Annotated in this window: 17 protein-coding genes and 1 tRNA gene; 13 read left to right on the plus strand and 5 right to left on the minus strand. The window is 29.4% G+C overall.

Annotation, left to right across the window (positions count from 1 at the left end; genetic code table 11):
* Positions 1-10: 10 nt before the first annotated feature.
* Positions 11-262: a glycine zipper domain-containing protein gene (locus ACRC8M_RS06980; protein ID WP_438528480.1), complete on the minus strand. Its 252-nt coding sequence runs from the start codon at positions 260-262 to the stop codon at positions 11-13.
* 139 nt (positions 263-401) lie between these two features.
* On the opposite strand from ACRC8M_RS06980, the gene ACRC8M_RS06985 reads away from it, so the two are divergent.
* The 4 genes from ACRC8M_RS06985 (at position 402) to gshAB (ending at position 5,059) form a co-directional block, all read left to right on the plus strand.
* Positions 402-488, plus strand: a tRNA-Leu gene (locus tag ACRC8M_RS06985).
* A 114-nt stretch (positions 489-602) separates the two neighbouring features.
* Positions 603-1,295, plus strand: a complete 693-nt coding sequence (locus tag ACRC8M_RS06990; protein ID WP_438528481.1) for a TIGR00266 family protein — start codon at positions 603-605, stop codon at positions 1,293-1,295.
* 120 nt (positions 1,296-1,415) lie between these two features.
* Positions 1,416-2,738, plus strand: a complete 1,323-nt coding sequence (locus ACRC8M_RS06995) for an MATE family efflux transporter (protein WP_438528482.1) — start codon at positions 1,416-1,418, stop codon at positions 2,736-2,738.
* Positions 2,735-5,059, plus strand: coding sequence for a bifunctional glutamate--cysteine ligase GshA/glutathione synthetase GshB (gene gshAB / locus ACRC8M_RS07000; protein ID WP_438528483.1), 2,325 nt, complete (start codon positions 2,735-2,737; stop codon positions 5,057-5,059). The genes ACRC8M_RS06995 and gshAB overlap by 4 nt, the downstream gene beginning before the upstream one ends.
* 74 nt (positions 5,060-5,133) lie before the next feature.
* On the opposite strand, the gene ACRC8M_RS07005 is transcribed toward gshAB, so the two are convergent.
* From ACRC8M_RS07005 to ACRC8M_RS07015, 3 genes are read right to left on the minus strand one after another with little or no spacing between them, the layout of a single operon-like run.
* Positions 5,134-6,879: an ABC transporter ATP-binding protein gene (locus ACRC8M_RS07005; RefSeq protein WP_438528484.1), complete on the minus strand. Its 1,746-nt coding sequence runs from the start codon at positions 6,877-6,879 to the stop codon at positions 5,134-5,136.
* The gene (locus ACRC8M_RS07010) at positions 6,863-8,614 is read right to left on the minus strand and encodes an ABC transporter ATP-binding protein (RefSeq protein ID WP_438528485.1); all 1,752 of its coding nucleotides are present in this window, start codon (positions 8,612-8,614) and stop codon (positions 6,863-6,865) included. The genes ACRC8M_RS07005 and ACRC8M_RS07010 overlap by 17 nt, the downstream gene beginning before the upstream one ends.
* Before the next feature lie 25 nt (positions 8,615-8,639).
* Positions 8,640-9,119, minus strand: a complete 480-nt coding sequence (locus tag ACRC8M_RS07015) for a nucleoside deaminase (protein WP_438528486.1) — start codon at positions 9,117-9,119, stop codon at positions 8,640-8,642.
* Between the two features lie 263 nt (positions 9,120-9,382).
* Between ACRC8M_RS07015 and ACRC8M_RS07020 the strand changes: the two genes are divergently transcribed.
* Together ACRC8M_RS07020 and ACRC8M_RS07025 are read left to right on the plus strand one after the other, a co-directional pair.
* A complete protein-coding gene (locus ACRC8M_RS07020) occupies positions 9,383-10,252 on the plus strand; it encodes an FMN-binding protein (protein WP_438528487.1) in 870 nt (289 codons plus the stop codon).
* A 105-nt stretch (positions 10,253-10,357) separates the two neighbouring features.
* Entirely contained in the window at positions 10,358-11,506 is a 1,149-nt protein-coding gene (locus ACRC8M_RS07025) for an AAA family ATPase (protein WP_438528488.1), read from the plus strand.
* Positions 11,507-11,580: 74 nt separating this feature from the next.
* Here ACRC8M_RS07025 and ACRC8M_RS07030 read toward each other — a convergent pair whose 3' ends face one another.
* Positions 11,581-12,174, minus strand: a complete 594-nt coding sequence (locus tag ACRC8M_RS07030; RefSeq protein WP_438528489.1) for a sigma-70 family RNA polymerase sigma factor — start codon at positions 12,172-12,174, stop codon at positions 11,581-11,583.
* Positions 12,175-12,549: 375 nt separating this feature from the next.
* On the opposite strand from ACRC8M_RS07030, the gene ACRC8M_RS07035 reads away from it, so the two are divergent.
* The 7 genes from ACRC8M_RS07035 to ACRC8M_RS07065 all read left to right on the plus strand — a co-directional run.
* On the plus strand, positions 12,550-13,722 hold the full coding sequence (locus ACRC8M_RS07035) for a M20/M25/M40 family metallo-hydrolase (protein ID WP_438528490.1): 1,173 nt from the start codon (positions 12,550-12,552) through the stop codon (positions 13,720-13,722).
* 34 nt (positions 13,723-13,756) lie between these two features.
* On the plus strand, positions 13,757-14,404 hold the full coding sequence (locus ACRC8M_RS07040; protein ID WP_438528491.1) for a nucleoside recognition domain-containing protein: 648 nt from the start codon (positions 13,757-13,759) through the stop codon (positions 14,402-14,404).
* A gap of 11 nt (positions 14,405-14,415) precedes the next feature.
* A complete protein-coding gene (locus ACRC8M_RS07045) occupies positions 14,416-14,892 on the plus strand; it encodes a nucleoside recognition domain-containing protein (protein ID WP_438528492.1) in 477 nt (158 codons plus the stop codon).
* A 31-nt stretch (positions 14,893-14,923) separates the two neighbouring features.
* A complete protein-coding gene (locus tag ACRC8M_RS07050) occupies positions 14,924-15,889 on the plus strand; it encodes a methyltransferase domain-containing protein (RefSeq protein WP_438528493.1) in 966 nt (321 codons plus the stop codon).
* A 20-nt stretch (positions 15,890-15,909) separates the two neighbouring features.
* Positions 15,910-17,079, plus strand: a complete 1,170-nt coding sequence (locus ACRC8M_RS07055) for a hypothetical protein (RefSeq protein WP_438528494.1) — start codon at positions 15,910-15,912, stop codon at positions 17,077-17,079.
* 102 nt (positions 17,080-17,181) lie between these two features.
* The gene (locus tag ACRC8M_RS07060; RefSeq protein ID WP_438528495.1) at positions 17,182-20,004 is read left to right on the plus strand and encodes a DEAD/DEAH box helicase; all 2,823 of its coding nucleotides are present in this window, start codon (positions 17,182-17,184) and stop codon (positions 20,002-20,004) included.
* 96 nt (positions 20,005-20,100) lie between these two features.
* A partial coding sequence (locus tag ACRC8M_RS07065) for an Mrp/NBP35 family ATP-binding protein (protein WP_438528496.1) occupies positions 20,101-20,924 on the plus strand: 824 nt, incomplete at its 3' end.

Here is a 20,924-nt window from a genome sequence, read left to right on the forward strand (position 1 = left end):
AACCTCCTAATTAATAATAGTATCTGTTTCTATAATAGTTTTTTTGTTTTTCGTTTCCAATAGCAGCTCCAGCAAGAGCACCAACTCCAGCACCAATTAAAGTACCAGCAGTGTTTCTACCAATAAGCTGACCAGCAAGAGCACCAACAGCAGCTCCACCAAGTGCATTTTTTCTAACTGTTGGAGTGTTATAAAAACCATTATTAGCACATCCAACTAAAGCAGAAACTAAAACTGATAAAAAGATAAATCTTTTAAGCATATAAGTTACCTCCTTAAAATTATTAAAAAATTTAGACATTAGACTTTAAGTTATTTACGTATAAAATTAGAATATTCCTTTTAAGAATTATAAAAGTTGTTGACAAACCTCTCTAATTGGTATAAAATAACAACGAAAGGCCTGAGTGACGGAATTGGTAGACGTAGCGGACTCAAAATCCGCCGGTGTTTGCACCTTGGGGGTTCGAGTCCCCCCTCAGGCACCAATAAGCTCTTAATCATATATGTTTTATTGAAATTTTACTAAAAAGTATTATTTAAATAGAATATATATGATTTTTTTTTAATATAGTTCGATAAAAAATTGTGAGGTGAAAAAATTGAAAATAGTTCAAACATCATCAACAAGTGCTTCTCTTGTTGAGTTTCAGTTAGAAAAAGGAGAAAGCATAAGAATAGAGCCAGGATGTATGGTTTATAAAGATGGGTGTATAAATTTAGAGGGAAAAGTAAATGGTGGTTTTTTTTCAGCGATAGGAAAAGCTTTTCTAGGAGGAGAGAGTTTCTTTACATCTGTAGCTACAGCTAAATCTTCAGGAAGAGTGGCAGTTGCACCAAAGGGATTTGGAAATATAAAAGTTCTAAATGTATCTTCGGGAAATCAATGGTATATTAATGATGGAGCATTTTTAGCATGTAATACATCAGTTGATTATATATCAACTAGACAAAAAAGACTTTTGAACTCTATTTTAGGAGGAACTGGTGGATTCTTTATTTTAAAATCCAAAGGAGAGGGAGAACTTTTAGTCAATGGATTTGGAGATCTAATTGAGATAGAGTTAGATGGTTCACAACCTTTTCAAATAGATAATGGTCATGTAGTGTGTTGGCAAGAAACATTAGATTATAAGTTAGAGATAGCAAGTGGATTATTTGGATTTAAATCAGGAGAGGGATTATTAAATACATTTAAGGGGAGAGGAAAGGTAATTATTCAAACTAGAAATATTCAATCTTTTGTGGATATTTTAGTTGATTATATACCATTTCCAAAGCAGGATAAAAAGTAAACAGTTGGTAAAGATGTGAGAAATCACATCTTTTTTTATTTTGATTAATTAAATTGACAAAATATTTGAAAAGTGTTAAAGTCATATTAGAAAAAACTGATATAGTCTAAAGGAGATTTTATGAAAAAAGTGGATTTAACAACAGGAGATATAAAAAAAATACTACTTTCCTTAGCGTTTCCAATAATGGGATCATCATTTTTACAGATGATATACGGGTTAGTGGATATGTTTTGGGTAGGGAAAATTGGTAGTAACGCTGTAGCTGCAGTTGGAACAGCAAGTTTTTTTATAAATTTAGGATATGCAATTAATTCAATGATTGTAATAGGTGCAGGGATAAAAGTTTCTCATGTAATAGGTGCAAAAGATATGGAAAGCACTAAAGAGTATATAAAAGCCTCATGTACCTTAAACTTTTTAATGGCAATATCATTTATTCTTCCAATTGTAATTTTTTCTAAAAATTTAGTAAAATTTTTTAATTTGGAAAATGAAGTTGAAAGAATGGCTCAAGTGTACTTAGTCATTGGTGGAATTGGATTGATTTTTAAGTTTTTTAACTTCTTGTATACGAGAATTTTAAATAGTTATGGAGAAAGTAAGTTACCTTTTAAAATAAGCAGTGTTGGAGTTATTTTAAATATAATTTTAGATCCTATATTTATTTTTGTATTTGATTGGGGAGTAGCTGGAGCTGCAATAGCTACAGTTTTAGCTGAGGGAATAAATACATATCTATTTGTAAAAAAATCAAAAGATTATTTTAAAGTTGAAAGTTATATATCAAAAAGTTGGAGTAAAATGAGGGAGATGATGGTCTTAGGAACTCCAATTGCTATTCAAAGAGTTTTATTTACAGGGTTTGGAATAGCTATAGCAAAAATAATATCTCAGTGGGGACCAGATGCTATTGCAGCTCAAAAGATTGGTCTACAAATAGAGTCTATAACATTTATGACTATAGCTGGGTTACAAGGTGCTATTTCAAGCTTTATAGGTCAAAATTATGGTGCACGTTTAGAGGAGAGAATAAGATCTGGATATAAAACAGCAATGTATCTTTGTACGGGAATTGGTGCAATAACAACTGCAATATTCATATTTTTTCCAGGATATTTAGTTAAAATATTTGTAGAGAAACCAGAAACAGTAGAGATATCTATAAACTATATGAGAATAATTGGTTTTTCTCAACTGTTTATGTGTTATGAGATTGTAACAAATGGTGCTTTTAGTGGAATTGGGAAACCAAAAGTTCCATCGATAATAAGTATAATATTCACATCTTTAAGAATACCAGCTGCTTTGATTTTATCAAAAGAGGAGTATTTTGGATTAAATGGTGTGTGGATAAGTATAGCATTATCAAGTGTAATAAAGGGAGCTTTGTCGCCATTGCTTTTTAAAAAATATTTAAATAGGGGAGTTGATAAAAAATGAACACAATAGAAAAAATTATAAAAGAAAATTCTTTAGGATTGGATATAAAAAAGGGAAGATTTGGTATCGAAAAAGAGAGTGTAAGAGTTAAAGAAAACGGGGAGCTGGCTACAACACCTCATCCAGAGATTTTTGGAGAAAAAACAGAAAATCCATATATTACAGTAGATTTTTCTGAAAGTCAAATTGAGATGATTACTCCTACAGAAAAAAGTGTGGAAAAGGCTTATAATTTTTTAAGAAATATTCATGAGATAGTTGCAACAAATTTAAAAGAGGAGTATCTATGGTCTCAAAGTGTACCTCCAATTTTACCGTCTGAGGAGCTAATTCCAATTGGAAAATTTCCAGAAAATAAAGCATTAGAGGAGTATAGAGAAAAGTTAGCATTAAAATATGGTAGAAAAAAACAACTCTTATCAGGAATACATTTTAATTTCTCTTTTGAGGATGAATTTTTAAAGGAGCTATATGAGTTATCTGAGAAGAAAACATCATTTAAAGAGTTTAAAAATAGTATTTATTTAAAAATATCTAGAAATTATTTTAAATATGGTTGGATGATTATATACCTATTAGGTGCAAGTCCTGTCATTCATGAGACATATCTTCAAAAATGTATAGATAAAATGAAAAGATTTACTGATGATACATACTATTTTGAAGACTTAGTTTCTTTTAGAAATGGTAGTTGTGGCTATAGAAATGAAAAAGATTTTTTTGTTAATTATGAAAGTGTAGATAAGTATGTTGAAAGCTTAGAGAAGTTAATAGAAAAAGAGAGTATTTCAAGTGCGAAAGAGTATTATAGCCCAATTAGATTAAAAACAAAAAATCCTAAAGAGATATTAAAAGAGTTAAAAAATAGTGGAATTGAGTATTTAGAGTTTAGATCAATAGATTTAAATCCTTTTTCAGAGATAGGTATAGAGAAAGCAGATTTAGAATTTTTACATCTTTTTATACTTTTTTTATTTTTAAAAGATGATGAACCTTTTGAAGAAAAAGATTATTTTAGATATTTAAAAAATCAAGAGATTCTTGCAAATAGGGGTAATTCAGATGAGTTTAGGCTAATTTGTTGCGAAGATAAAAATGTTTCTCCAAAAGAGTATTCAATGGTTATTTTAGAGGAGATAGAAAGATATTTAAAAACTGTAGGAGCGTTTACAAATAAAGATGAGAAAACTTTACAGTATCAAAAAAATAAGATTTTATCAAATAGATTATACTCAGATATGGTTTTAAAAGAGGTAGGACAAAAAGGTTTTGTAAAATTTCATATAAATAAGGCAAAAGAGTTTTTAAATGAAATGAAAAAAACTCCATATACTCTTAAAGGGTTTGAAGATTTGGAGTTATCTACTCAGATATTACTAAAAGCAGCTATAAAAAATGGAGTTAAATTTGAACTTTTAGATAGAGAGGAAAATTTTATACATCTAGAAAAAAATGGGAAGGTGGAATATGTTAAACAAGCGACTAAAACATCTTTAGATTCATATGTAACAATGCTTATTATGGAGAATAAGGTTGTAACGAAAAAAGTTTTAGAAAAAGAGGGGATTGTAGTTCCGCAAGGAAAAGATTATTTTAGTATTGAAGAAGCCAAAAATGATTATAGAAAATATGGAGCTGGAACAGTTATAAAACCTAAGTCTACAAATTTTGGACTTGGTATTACAATATTTAAAGAGGATTTTTCAAAAGAGGATTATGAAAAAGCATTGGAAATAGCTTTTAAAGAGGATAGCTCAATTCTTATAGAAAAATTTGTAAAAGGAAAAGAGTATAGAATCTTTGTTATAGGAGAGGAGGTCGTTGGTATTTTACATAGAGTTCCTGCCAATATAATGGGAGATGGAGAGAGAAGTATAAAAGAGCTTGTGGAAGAGAAAAACTTAGATCCATTGAGGGGTATTGGTTATAAAACGCCTTTAGAAAAGATAAGATTAGGAGATTCTGAAAAGTTATTTTTAAAAGGACAAGGATTAACTATAGAGTATATTCCTAAAAAAGATGAAGTTATATATTTGAGAGAAAATTCAAATATAAGTACAGGGGGAGATAGCCTAGACTATACAGATGATATTTTAGATGAGTATAAAGAGATTGCTGTAAAAGCTTCAAAAGCTGTGGGAGCGAAGATATGTGGGGTAGATATGATGATAGAGGATATAAAAAATCCAAATCCAATTGGTAACTACGCCATAATAGAGTTAAATTTTAATCCAGCAATACATATTCATTGCTATCCATATAAGGGTAAAAATAGAAACTTAGGAGAAAAGATACTAAAAGCACTGGGATATATAAAATAGAAAAAGAGGTTGTATAACCTCTTTTTTCATTTGTGAATAATTAAGTGGATCTAATTAGGGTTTAATGGGTCTAATTAAATATTTGTATATTGCTCGTTAAACATTGTATAATAGAACCCTTTTTTATCCATAAGTTCTTTATGCGTACCTTGCTCCTCTATTTTTCCATCCCTTATGACTAAAATAAGATTAGCACTTTTTATAGTAGATAAACGGTGGGCTATTACAAAACTAGTTCTTCCATGAATTAAGTTTTCCATAGCTTTTTGAAGCCTCATCTCTGTTCTTGTATCTACCCCACTTGTAGCTTCATCTAAAATAAGAAATCGAGGATCTCTTAAAATAGCACGAGCTATAGTGATAAGTTGCTTTTGACCTTGAGATAAAGTTATATTTTCTTCACTAATTTTTGTGTCATAGCCTTGAGAGAGTTTTATAATAAAATCATGAGCACAAGCTAATTTTGCTGCATCTATAATCTCCTCTTCAGTGACATTTTCATTTCCATAAACTATGTTTTCTTTAATAGTACCTGTGAAAATCCAAGTATCTTGAAGTACCATTCCAAAAAGTTTTCTCAGTTCCCCTCTTGAATACTCTCTTATATCTCTTCCATCAATTATAATTTTACCAGAATCAATCTCATAAAATCTCATTAAAAGATTAGTTATAGTAGTTTTTCCAGCTCCAGTAGGTCCAACTATTGCAATCATATTTCCAGATTTAGCTTCAAAGGTAAATTTATCAATAATCTTTTGTTCTTTTTGATATCCAAATGTCACATCTATAAATTGTATGTTACCCTTTGTTTCCTCTAGAATTACTTTTTTATCTCCTGTTTCCTTCTCCTCATCTTGATTGACTAAAGTGAAGAATCTTTCAGCACTGACAAGAACAGTTTGGATAATACTGTAAACATCTGAGATGTTAGCTATTGGTCGATTAAACATTCTAGAATAGATTATAAAACTTGAAAGACCTCCTAAGGTAATTTCATTATTTAAAATAAAAATAGACCCAATAAGCACTATAAGGGCATACCCTATATTTCCTATATAGTTTAAAGAGGGGTAACTAAAACCTGTAAAAAAATATGCTTTAACAGCGTTCTCTTTATATTTTTCGTTGAGATTTTTAAAGTTTTTAATAGCATTTTCTTCATAAGTAAAGGATTTAACCTCAGCTTCTCCCATGAGCATCTCCTCGACATATCCACTTAATTCTCCTAAGTACCTTTGCTGTTCTCTCATTTTTTCACGGCTTTTAAGAGTTAATTTTCGTAAAAAACCTCCAGTTACAATAATTAAAACTATTTGTATAAGTGTAAGTGTGGGACTTATATAGGTCATAATTCCTAAAGTTATAACAATGGTAAGAATACTGACAACAACTTGAGTTCCAATTTGTGAAATAGAACTACTTATATTGTCAATATCATTAATCATTATACTAATAATATTTCCATGAGAGTTATTATCAAAAAACTTTAAAGAAAATTTATGAAGTTTCTCAAAGCTCTCCTTTCTCATACGCCAAACTATTTGTTGAGAAACTCTATTCATGGTTATATTTTGTATAAAAGTTAAAAAAGCTCCAATAGTATAAACTATTCCAAGAAGAAAAGTTATTTTTCCAAGAGAGATAATATCTACCCTAGACATTTGAAGTTTGAGTATATTTATTCCTTTTCCAATGAGATATGGACCTATTAAAGTTAGTCCATTTCCTAAGATGGCAATAAAACTTAACCAAATCAATTTTTTTCTATGTTCTAAAAGATATGGAAGTAGGTTTTTCAAAATTTCATTTTTTATTCTCATAAGACTCCCCCTCTTTAGAACAGATTTCTTGAGATTGGCAAATCTCTTTGTAAATTTCACAAGAGTTTAAAAGTTCTGTATGGGTACCTGTGCCGCATATTCTCCCATTATCTAAAACGATTATTTTATCAGAGTTCTTAATAGAGGATATTCTTTGAGAGATTATTATAACTGTTTTATCTCCTTTTAAACTTAAAATCTCTTTTTTTAATTTTGCTTCTGTTATAAAATCTAGTGCACTAAAACTATCGTCAAAAATTAAAATTTCACACTCTTTAATTAAAGTTCGAGCTATAGAGATTCTCTGTTTTTGTCCTCCCGAAAAATTCATTCCACCTTTGGCCACTTTAGTTTTATATTTCTCAGGAAGATTATTAACAAATTCACTTCCTTGAGATTTTTCCACTATAGTTTCAATTTCATTTTGAGAAGCTGTAAGTTTTCCCCACTTTACATTGTCCTCAATACTTTGAGAAAAAAGGAAAGTTTTTTGCATAACAAGATCTATTTTCTCTCTTAAAATTTTAAGATTATATTTTTTAATATCTATCCCATCAACTAAAATAGAACCGCTAGAAACATCATAAAATCGTGGAATTAAATTTATAAGAGTACTTTTACCAGAACCAACTCCACCGATTATGGAGATAATTTCCCCTTTTTTTATTTTAAAGTTTATATTTTCTAAAACCCAAGGAGAGTTTTTCTCATAGGAGAAATAAACATCTTTAAACTCTATGGAAAAATTGGAATCTATATTTTTTGAAACTTCATTTTCTTCAGAAGTTTCAGTAGATTCCTCCAAAACTTCGTTGATTCTTTCAGAAGAAACAACTGTTTTACTTAAAAGAGTAAAAAGAAAAGATAGAGCGTTGAGAGAGAAAAAAATCATACTCACATAGTTTACAAAAGCTACAACCTCCCCCACTTTTATTGAACCTAAATTCACTTTTTGTCCACCAAACCAAAGAATAGCACAAATACCTAAGTTTAAAAGTAGAGCTATAAATGGACTTTTAGAGTCTATAAGGTTTTGTGATTCTATATTTTTTTCAGCAAAATCAGTATTTCTATCTTCAAATTTTTGATTTTCAACTCCCTCTCTAACAAGAGCTTTTATAACTCTAATTCCAACTAGATTTTCTCTTATTATTTGTGTGAGTTTATCAAGTCTTATTTGAAGCTCAGTATAAAGAGGAATAGATTTTTTCATATAAAAATATGTTAGGTAGACAGTTATAGGGACTATAATAAGAAGTATTGTAGAAAGAGAGGGGTTTATTATAAATGACATTATAACAGCTCCGATACCTGTGACAAGTCCTTTAACAACCATTCTCATGCACATATAAGAGGTCATAACTATTTGAGTTACATCTTGAGTAACTCTAGTTATAAGAGAAGCTTGGGTGAAACGATTTAATTGATTGAAGTTAAAGCCCTGTATCTTTATAAAAATTTTTTCTCTTAAATCTTTTCCAAAACCTTGAGAAGCTTGAACAGAATAGTAGTTACAAACAATTGCACTAATATAACCTAAGGTAGCTACAGCTATCATAAATAGCCCTCTAGATATAACATAATCAATATCTTGTTTCATAACACCCTTATCAATAATATCAGCCATAATAAGTGGAAGAGTCAAATCGATTATAGATTCCGTAGATTTAAGGGTTAATGCAGAGATCACTTTTCCAAGATAAGGTTTTAAAGTTTCAAATATCTGGTTTTTCATATTATATAACCCCCGTTAAAAAAATCTATTTCCAGAAAGTTCTATGTATCTTAACTATCTCCTCTTGTAAATCAACATCATCAATTGGACCGATAACTTCGATATTTTTTTGTCCTTTAGCTAAAACCTCTCTACATGGAACGTCAAAAGTAGGATTTTTTTCGTGGCTACCAGTAAGCTCAAGAAGTTGTTTTTCTGTTATTCCAAATACCACTCTTCCAACATTTCCCCAATAGATAGCTCCAGTACACATACAGCAAGGCTCAGCAGTTGTGTAAAGAGTACAATCCCATAAAAACTCCTTAGAATAAAGCTTAGTAGCTTTTCTCATAACTGTTGTTTCAGCATGACCAGTACAGTCTTTTTCAGTAATTTCGATATTACCAGATTCTACGATAATATCTCCTTTAGAATCTACTAGAAGTGCTCCAAATGGATTATTTCCACTGGCAACTGCTTCATCTGCAATCTCAATACATCTTCTTAAGTAAAATTTGTGATCCATAATATAATTCCTCCTGATAAAAAATAATAAATAAAAAAAGGTAATCCTAGGATTACCTTTACTAACGATACACTTCACCCTAGCAAGATGAGTTGTTTTAAAACAACCTAATGAGTTTCTTGTGGGCACCACATTGCATTAAAATACAACTTTATTCAATTTATATAGTAATAATATCCAAAAATTCTAGATTTGTCAATTAAATTCTTGACTTACTTTGAAATACAAGTATACTATTTATAGAAAAAGTTTTGGAGGATAAAGTGAAAAAAATATTTTTATTAGCTATGTTAACGTTAGTATCATCACTTTCTATGAGTGAGATAAAAGTTCCCAATTGGACAGTTCAGCCTAAAGAGGGAGTTGTAAAAGGTGATTATTATAAAATTGAAGAGAGATTTCGTCAGGGACATTTAGGAACCTTAGAAGTAGTAAAAAATAATGGTAAATTAGTTCATGTAGAGTTTAATGAATTAACAAGACCGAACTATTATAATCGTTTTTACCAAAATGTATCAAAAAGATTATCACCGTATAATTTTTCAATGGTAGAAAAAAGTGGAGTAGCTTGGATAGAAGGGGTTCTAGTTGCTGAGAATCAAATGATAAAAGAGCAAAGATTAACAGGGACTTTTGATATGGTAGCGGGAGCATCAAATAGTATTCAACAATCTATGGTTCCACTAGCAGAAAAATTAAGCTCTCAAATGGATAAAAAATCTGATTCTAAATACTATAGTGTTTCTGAAAACTTTGGGAATGGTTTAACTGGAGTTTTAAAAGTTATTGTTGAAAAAGGTAAAATAGTAGAGTGTAGATATGATGAGATTTTTGCAGATACTAAGGATGAGATAAAAGATAAAAAATTAAAAGAGTTTTATAGACAATCAAAATATTGGAGTATTATGTATGATGAGCCATCACGTATTGGGTTTAACGTTCAGATGGATGCGTTAAATGATAAAGTGGTAAAAACTCAAAATCTTTTAGATTTAACAGACTTACCAGCTACTGAAAAGTCAGGAAATTATAAGCAAAGTGGATTTACAAGAAGAAATACTGCTTGGGATAATTACTTGAAGTTAGCAGAAAAAATGAAAAATGAATTAGAAAAAGATAAAGTATTAAGGTAGAAAAAGTGTGGGATTTATCTCACACTTTTATTTTATTGAGGATGCTAATTTTAATAAAAAATATGGTATACTAAAGATAATATAAAATATTAGTGAGGTGAAAAAATGGTTAAGAAGAAGTTGCCTGTAGGGATAGATGATTTTAAAGAAATAATAGATAATAATTATTATTTAATAGATAAATCTTTATTAATAGATGAGCTATTAAATAAGAAATCTAAAGTAACATTGCTACCAAGACCGAGGAGATTTGGAAAAACTTTAAATATGTCAATGCTTAACTATTTCTTTAATATAGAAAATAAAAAGGTTAATAAAGAGTTATTTAATGGACTAGATATTTCAGCTACAGATAAAATGGTGTATCAAGGGGAGTATCCAGTTATATATATAAGTTTAAAAGATATAAAAGTCAATAACTGGGAGCTTTGCTTAAATAAATTGCATTTATTGATACAAGCTGAATATAGTAAGTATGGTGTAACATTAGAAAGAAAAAGAGAAAATCAAGAGACATCACTTTTAGAGTTATCAAAAATTTTATATGAAAAATATAATAAAAAAGTGGTAATTTTGATAGATGAATACGATACACCTTTAGTAACAGCTCATTCACAAGGATACTATGATGAAGCTATATTTTTCTTCCGTAACTTTCTAAGTGCAGCATTAAAAGGGAATCCATATTTAGAATTTGCAGTACTCACTGGAATATTAAGAGTAGCTAAGGAAAGTATATTTTCGGGTTTAAATAATCTTACAGTATCTACAATTTTAGATAATGATTTTAATTATTTTGGATTAACTGAAAATGAAGTAGAGGAAGCTTTGGAATACTATAAGTTAGATTACGAACTAGAAGAAGTAAAAAAATGGTATAATGGCTACACGTTTGGAGATAAATTAGTATATAATCCATGGTCGTTAATAAATTTTTTAAATAGAAATAAATTAGATGCATACTGGATAAACACAAGTGATAATGCCTTAATAAAGCAGTTATTAGCTAAAAATGATAAAAAGGTGTTTGAAGAGTTGGAATTGATATTTAAAGATGAAACGATTTGGGAAACAATCTCAGAAAATATAGTCTTTGATGACTTAAATAATATTAATACCATATGGTCTTTGATGTTGTTTTCAGGATATTTGACATATGAAAAGATGAGAGTTTCTTCAATAACTGGGCTTAAATCATATTCTTTAAAAATACCTAATCAAGAGATTAAAAGTTTCTTTAGTAGGTTATCATGATGCTGGAGATAGCAAAAAATATTATCATAAAAAATAGTAGCTTACAAAAGATGTAGGCTACTATTTTTAAATAACTATTTTTCAATGTAAGTTCCTAAATAGTTTAATATTTTCTTTTTAATTCTTTGGATAGTGTTATCTATTTTCTTTGGAGTTTCATCTAATGCTTCAGCAATTTCAATATATGAATATTCTTTACATAAATAATAGAATACTTTCTTTTCTAAATCACTTAAATTTTCAACTAAGAAATTTTCTAAAAGTTTAATTAACTCTTTTCCTAGAACAATCTCTTCGGGATTGTAGAAGTTTATAGATGGAGAGTTATACTTAGTAACCTCTTCAAATCCAACATACTCCTCTCCCATAACAGCAGAATTTAAGTTTTGATATTTAGCAGAACTATGTGTTTTTACAGCTGTTATAATCTGTCTTCTAATACATAGATTTGCAAAAGTGTTAAAACACGCATTTTTTGTTTCATCATAAGATTTAATCGCTTTCATAAGTCCGATATAACCTTCTTGCAGTAAATCATCTGATTCTGCACCTTTTAAGAAAAATTTACGATTATTTCTCAAGATTGAACTTTGGTACTCGTGGAAAATCTTTTCAGTAGCTTCCTCGTTTCCTTGTTGTGCTAATTTAATGTCTTTAATTTCTATCATGGCTTTAGTCCCCCGACTTTCTTTGATATGTTTCTTACTCTGTAATGATATCAAAAAAGTAAAAGAAAATAAATATTCCAAATTTTTATTTTTTAATTTATTTTTTGATATATAAACACATTTTTTGAAAATGGGAAAGCTAGTGTTTGCAAGGCGAACTAAAATCACACCTTTTTTGTACATGAAAAAAAGGAAAATTGTTGTGAACTTTGTAGAATATTTTTCTATTTCATAGACGACAATTTATAGACAGCATGTAGAAACATACAAGACAATACCTTATAAAATGAGACTTTTAAAAAAAAAGTGGACAATTATTTTTTTGAAAATATAATAAGATTATAAAAATTAATAGAAATTGGAGGGTATAGAATAATGAAAAATAATTTAGAAAAAGCTTTTACTTTTATAGATAGTAGGAGTGAAGAGATGAGAAAATTATGGGAAGATATTTGTAAAATGGAATCATACGCTTATGATTTTGAAGAGATTGATAAAGTACAATCATTTTTACAAAAGGAATTTTCAAAAGTAGGGATGGAAACAAAAATATATGATTTCCAAGGAAGTGGAAATAGTTTAGTAGCTTCTTATAAAGTAGATAGTAATCTTCCAGGAGTAGCTTTTATGGGACATGTTGATACTGTACATAGAAAGGGAAGATTTGGAGAGAATCCTGTAAAAATAGAAGATGGAATTATTTCTGGACCAGGGGTTTTAGATTGTAAAGGTGGAGTAATAGTTGGGTTTCTAGCTGCTCAAGCATTAAAACATATTGGTATAGATAGAGAAATAAAGCTTGTTTATTCAGGGGATGAGGAGATTCAACACTCTACATCTTTAGGGAAAGGAGCTGATGTATTTTTAAATGAAGTAAAAGGATTTGCAGCAGCCTTTGATTGTGAAACAGGATTTGTTGATGGAAGAATAGCTGTAGGGCGTAAAGGTGGAGCAGTTTATAAAATAAAAATAAAAGGAAAAGGAGCTCACGCTGGGAATGAACCACAAAATGGTATAAGTGCTATAAAAGAAGCTGCATATAAAACTATTAATTTGGAAAAATTAACAAATTATGATGGAATCACTTACAATGTTGGAGTTATAAAAGGTGGGACAGTTGCAAATAGTATCCCAGCTGACTGTGAACTTCAAATAGATGTGAGATTTAGAACAAATAAAGATGTTGATATAGCGAAAAAAGTTTTAGAAGATATTACGAATACATCTTATGTTGAGGGGACTACAGCAGTTTTAGAAAAAGTATCTTTGATGCATCCTATGGAAAAAACAGATGGAAATATGAGATTATTTGAATTGGTAAAGCAAGCGTCTTTAGAATTAGGGTTTGTAGAACCAAAGGAGTGCGTATTAGGAGGAGCATCAGATGCTGCATATAGTGTTATGGCTGGAGTACCAACTGTTTGTGCTATTGGAGTTAGAGGATATGCAAATCACACTTTAGAAGAAAGAGCGTTAGTGGACTCTTTAGAAGAAAGAGCAAAGCTATTAGTTGCAACTGTTTTAAATATGCCAAAAGATTTTAAATAAAAATAAACTTAAATTAAAGAAAGGAAATAAAAAGATGAATAATAATAATACTAAAAAAAATATAATAGCGTGGTTATCATTAGTTATGTTAATAATGATATTTTCTGGAGCATTTCAAAAAGCTGAGGGACCTTTAAGAGCACTAGATTTTAATACATTAGCTGGAAGTTTTGGTAAAGTATCTGGAAAATTAGATTTTAGAGGAGCTGGTGGAACAGGAGCAAAAGAGGGGTTCTTATTTGCGTTGACACTTATTCCTACAACAATGTTAGCTCTTGGACTTATAGAGGTTGCTCAAGAGTTAGGAGGTTTAAGAGTAGCATCAAAATTATTCACACCGCTTTTAAAACCTTTAATGGGATTACCTGGTGTAGTTGGTTTAACATTTGTAAGTACATTTACTTCTTCTGATGTAGGAGCTGTAATGACAAAAGAGCATTTTGAAAATAATGAAATAACAGATGATCAAAGAGCGATATTTGTAGCTTATCAATATGCTGGATCAGGAGTAATAAATAATACCTTAACTGGTGGAGCACCTCTTATAGCGGTTTCTATTGTACCAGTTGGATTAATTATACTTATTCAGATTGTTGTAAAAATTATAGGGGCAAATATAGTAAGACTTTATTGCAAAAGATTAAATCAAAAAGAAGCAAAAAAAGATAAGGCGTTTATTTAGGAGGAGTTTAAGTGAGTACAACAAATACAAAAAAGGTTAGTATAGTAGAAACGTTTATGAAGGGAGCTAAAAAAGGTCTTTATATAGGACTAGAGTTGATAGCTCCAGCTATGGTTATGGCTTATGCATTAATAGCAATTTTAACAGTAACAGGAATGATGCCAATAATAGGAAAATATTTATCACCTATAATGGCAATATTTGGATTACCTGGAGAAGCTACTGTAGCTTTGATAGCAGCCTTTTTTGCTAAGGCAGCAGGAGCCGCAAGTGCACTTCTTCTTTATGAACAAGGACTTATAAATCAAGAACAAGCAACGATACTATTTCCAACGGTTATAATAATGGGAACTTTAGTAGGACACTTTGCTAGAATAGTTTTAGTTTCAGATGTAGCAAAGAAGTATCAAAAATTATTACTAATGATTCCTCTTATTGATGCAGTTATAGTAATGCTTTTAATGAGAGTGATATTAAAGTTTTATTAATTTAATTAATCTCAAGTAAAGAGAGGGATATATGATTGAAAAGGATTTTGAAAGTGTTATTGAGCTTAGAAAAAAAAGAAAAATGACACAAAGGGATTTATCTAAAATAACAGGTTTAAATATAAGAACTATTAGTCGTTTTGAAAATGGGGAAACAATATCAGCAACTTCTGAGAAAAAAATATATATAGCATTGGGATATGATTTTTTACAGGATACAGATCTTTATTTGGAAAAAGTAAAAAGATCTTTTGATAAACAAGCAAGTGGTTATAATGAGTATACTCTTTTAACGGATAATATGTATTTGAATAGAATACTAAATATAGGTCACCCTTTCAAGGGAAAAAGAGTTTTAGATTTAGGGTGCGGAACGGGATTATTGTCACTAAGTCTTGCAGATAAAGCTGATGAGATATTTGCTTTGGATATAAGTAATGGAATGATTAATAGTTTAAAATCTAAAATAAAAAAAAGAGAGATAAAAAATATAAAAGCTATAAAGGGAGATATACATGATACTCAATTCCCTGATAACTTTTTTGATACAATAATATGTGTTCTATCTTTCCATCATTTTCATGATATTAGAAGAGTTATGCAGATATTAAAAAGAATATTAAAACCTTTTGGTGAAATTATAGTAGTTGATATTTATACATCATCAGATGAAGGAGAAAATATTTTACAAAATACTTGTGAAAAAATTAGAGATTTTTCTCATAATAAATTTTTTACTTCAAGAGAGTTAAAAGACCTACTAAAAGATTTTGATTTTGGAGGTCTTGAAATTGAGAAGTTTGAAGTAAAAAGAAATTATAAGGATTGGATAAAAATGGCAAACTTTGAAGATAGAGATAGAATTTTATATAATTTATTAAAAGGAATGGCCTTAAATGGAATTACAATGGGGAGTGATTTAAAATTAGATAAAGATACTATAAAATTCACTCAAAATATGGTAACAATTAAGGCTATAAATTTTAAGAGCTTCTAAAATAGAAAAAGAGGTAGTAGATGAAAGAGATGTTATTAATGTTAACAATTACAATATGTATATTTGCTATTGGAGATATATTGAGTGTTTTAACAAAAGCTAGGTTGTCATCAATATTTGTAGCTTTGCTCATTTTCCTAATATTGTTTATGTTAAAAATAATACCAGTTGATATTGTTGAGATATCAGGTTTGACAAAGGTTGGTCGTTGGGCAAGTCCTATTTTAGTTTTTGGAATGGGAACAATGGTTAATTTCAAACAGTTGAAATCAGAGTGGAGGACAGTCTTAGTTTCAGTGCTTTCTATGGTTGGGGCTATTAGTTTTATGTTATTAATAGTTCCAATAATAGGTAAAAGCTCTGCTCTAGTGGCAGTTCCTATAATAAATGGAGGAATCGTTGCCACGAATATAATGGTTAGTGGAGCGTTAGAAAAGGGATTTCCAATGGCAGCAGCATTTGGGACATTGATATACGCTTTACAAAAATTTGTAGGAACACCAATAGCTTCGTACTATGGATTAAAAGAAGCTAAAAGTATAGTGAAAAAGCATCGAGAGAATCTTAGTTTAAAAAATGAAGAAAATAAATCTATCGAAATCGAAAAAAAGGCAACTTTTTCAGAAAAAAATAAAGCCTACTTTACTCCTTTTGTTTGTTTTGGAATAACAACTTTAGGTGCATATATAGGATTTTTATTACAAGATTTAACTAATATAAATAATACGATATGGTGTCTAATTATAGGAGCTACACTTTCTCACTACGGGGTTGTTCCAGAGAAAATTTTAGATCATGGAAAAGCTTCTGGATTTATAACTATAGCTGTTTTTGCTGGAATAATTCCCTCACTAGCAAAAATAACAGCAACAGATTTGTTATCTTTAGGATGGCATTTAATAGTTGTATTTGGAGCTTTAGTTATAGGAAGTTTTGTAACAATGTATATTTTACCAACTTGGAAAATAATAGGATCTAGAAATATATCTATGGGAATTGCAATGGCACAGCTTTTAGGATTTCCCGCAACCCTATTAGTAGCTCAAGAAATCTCTTTAGCAGTAGCTGAAACAGATTTAGAATATAATGCTATTATGGAAAAGATAGGTCCAGCCTATGTAGTTTCAGGATTAGTTTCTGTAACAACACTTTCTGTAGTAGTAGCGGGGTATTGTTTAGAATTTTTATAATATAAATAAGTGGACGGTTAAACTTAGAAAGTTTAACCGTTTTTATATTTAAAAAATATGTTATAATATACTATACAAATTAAATGTAATAAAAGGTGAGAGATGGAAAAATACTTAGTAGAAAGTTTAAAAACGAGCTCTATTAATTTTGAAATAGAGTCAAAAAGTGAATATCAACATAAGCTTTTATCAAATAAAGAAAAAAAGATAGTTACAGATATAAGAAAAGAACTTGAAAACTGTGATGAATTTATAATTTCAGTAGCTTTTATAACTGAGGGGGGGCTTTCTCTTATATTAGAGCAATTGAAAGTTTTAGAGGAGAAAGGTGTTAAAGGAAAAATTTTAACAGGCGATTACCTAAACTTTACCCAGCCAAAAGCTTTAAAAAAACTACTTTCATATAGGAATATAGAAGTAAAACTTTTAAGTAATGAAAAATTTCATGCTAAAGGTTACTTTTTTAGAAAAAATGATATTTGGACGCTAATTGTAGGAAGTAGTAACTTAACTCAAACAGCTTTAACTGTGAATTTTGAATGGAATTTAAAAGTGAGCTCTTTAGAAAAGGGAAAGATTGCCAGTGAGGTCCTAAATGAGTTTAACACAACTTTTAATACTCTACCTAAATTGACTTTAGATATGGTTAAAGAGTATGAAGAGATATATGATTTAAATAGAAAGATGTTAAAACTTCAAAAAGAAAGAGCTATAAAAAATATAGAAATCAAGCCAAACTTAATGCAAATAGAGGCTTTAAAAGCTTTTAAAGTTTTAAGAGAAAGTAAAAATAAAGGTTTACTAATAAGTGCCACTGGAACAGGAAAAACATATTTAAGTGCTTTTGATATAAAAGTAGCAAACCCTAAAAAAGTTCTGTTTTTAGCTCATAGAAGAACAATACTTGAAAAGTCTAAAAAAAGTTTTGAAACTATAATGAAAGATAAAAAAATGGCTTTATATGGGGAAGATATACTTATAGATAAAGATATAGTTTTTGCAATGGTACAAACTTTGAGTAAAGATAAACACTTAGAGCTATTTTCAAAGGAGGAGTTTGATTATATAGTTGTAGATGAAGTACATCACAGTGGAGCTAAGAGCTATCAGAAAATTTTAAACTATTTTAAACCTAAATTTTTATTGGGGATGACTGCTACCCCAGAAAGAAGTGATGATTTTGACATATATGCTTTATTTGATCACAATATTGCTTATGAGATTAGACTTCATGATGCTTTAAAAGAGGATTTACTATGTCCGTTTCACTATTTTGGAATATCAGATATATCTATAGATGGTAAAGAGATTGATGAAAAAATATTGGTAAAAAATTTAGTTATAGATGAGAGAGTAAACCATATAATTGAAAAAAGTAGGTATTACGGTTATAGTGGAGATAAACTTCATGGACTTATATTTGCATCAAAAGTTGAAGAGGCTATAGCCTTAGCAGAGAGATTAAATGAAAAAGGCATAAAAAGTAAAGCTTTAAGTGGTAAGAGTAGTGATTTAGAAAGAGAGAGTACTATAGAGAGCTTAGAAAAGGGAGAGATTGAGTATATAGTAACTGTAGATATATTTAATGAAGGTGTAGATATCCCATGTGTAAATCAAGTTATTTTTTTAAGGCCAACTGAGTCATCAATAGTTTATATTCAACAACTTGGAAGAGGGCTTAGAAAAAGTAAAAATAAAGAGTATGTTGTAATATTGGATTTTATAGGAAATTATGAGAAAAACTTTTTAATTCCAACAGCCATATCACAAAATAATAGTTTTGATAGGGATTTTATGAAAAGATTTCTAATAAATGGAACGAATATGATTCCAGGGGAGAGTAGTGTAACCTTTGAAGCTATTGTAAAAGAAAGGATTTTTGAAAATATAAACAAAACAAATTTTTCAACTAAAAAAAATATAGAGCATGATTTTAATCTTTTAGAGAAACAACTTGGAAGAATACCTCTACTCAATGATTTTTTTCAAAGAGATATGATAGAACCTGGTGTTATATTAAAATTTAGAAAAGATTATGATGAAATTTTAAAAACATTAAGACCCAAACTATTTTTAGGTGAACTTTCAAAAATTGAAAAAAATTATCTGACGTTTTTATCAAGTATCTTTACTCCAAGCAAAAGAGTTCATGAGATGGTTATTTTAAAAACCTTACTCTCAGATAAAGATGTGTCTATAGAGGATATAGAAGTTATCTTAGAAAGAGATTACTCTTTAATAGAACAAAGAGAAAATGTTGAAAATGCTATGAAACATCTATCTAAAGATATTTTTACAAGTTTATCTACAATAAAGGAGTTTGAAGCAGTAGTTGAATTAGAAGAAAAATATAGTCTAAGAAAAAGTTTTAAAAGTAGCTACAAAAAAAATAGTTATTTTAAAATGTTAATAGATGATCTCGTTGAGTATAATTTAAATTATGTTTTTAAAAACTATAAGCAGCAGGGAAAAGAAACTATATTGAGATATAGGGAGTATACAAAGCAACAGGCTTTTTGGAACTTGAACTTAGATTTTAATAATGGGTATCAAGTGAGTGGATATACAATATTTGAGGAGCAAAAAAAAGTAATAATATTTATAACGTTAGATGATTCCCAACCTTTTGCAGCATACGATAATGTTTTTTATGATGAGCAGAGATTTACTTGGTTTTCTAAGAGCAATAGATGTATCAGTAGAAATGGTATTTTAACAGGAGAGGGGAAAATTGCTAATAACGACTATACAATAGAGGCATTTCTAAAGAAAAAATCAGGAGAAAATTTCTTCTATTTAGGAGAGGTTGAAAAAGTTTTAAATGCTCAAGAAACATTAGGAAAAAAAGGGGAACCTTTAGTGGAGTATGAACTAAAATTGAAATATGAGATAGACTCAGATTTGTATGATTATTTTAATTTGTAAAATGGAATTGACAAATGGATTAAACTATACTAAAATGTGTCTATATAAGAAGACGTAGTTTTTCTTAATCTATGTACTGAAAAGGAGGACATAAAAATGTCAAGTTGTAATTCATGCCCATCTCAAGGGTCATGCTCAAAAGAATCTACAAGTTGTGGAATTGTTAATAATCCTGCAAATAAAATAAAAAAAGTAATAGGTGTTATGAGTGGAAAAGGTGGAGTGGGAAAATCTACAGTTTCAACACTGCTAGTAAAACAGTTAGCAGAACAAGGATATAAAGTAGGTATTATGGATGCTGATATAACAGGGCCAAGTATACCAAGATTATTAGGTTTAGGTGGAGAGAGAGCTGGAGGAAAAGGAGAGGATATCTATCCAGTAGTAACAAAAGATGGAATAAAAGTAATCTCATTAAACTTCCTAGTTGAAAATGAAAATGACCCAGTATTATGGAGAGGTCCAATTATTGGAAGAGCAGTTAAACAATTTTGGGAAAATGTTATTTGGGGAGAGCTTGACTATCTAGTTATAGATATGCCACCAGGAACAGGAGATGTAGCTTTAACTGTAATGCAATCAATTCCATTAAATGGAATAGTAATGGTTTCAGTACCTCAAGATATGATATCTATGATAGTTGCAAAAGCTGTAAAAATGGCAAAACAAATGGGTGTCGATGTGCTTGGAGTGGTTGAAAATATGAGTTATATAGTTTGCCCTGGTTGTGAAACTAAGATTAAGCTGTTCAATGGAGCGTCAACAGATAGCTTCTTGAAAGAGAACGGACTGGACCTACTTGGAGAGCTTCCTATGATATCAAGTATTTGTAATCTTTCAGTTGAGGGATATGAGGTAAATAAAGAGGAAATAAACAATATTTTTAGTCCAATTACTAAGAATGTGTTAAATAAGATATA

Source organism: Cetobacterium sp. (assembly GCF_051653945.1).
In the GTDB taxonomy this organism is placed as follows: domain Bacteria; phylum Fusobacteriota; class Fusobacteriia; order Fusobacteriales; family Fusobacteriaceae; genus Cetobacterium_A.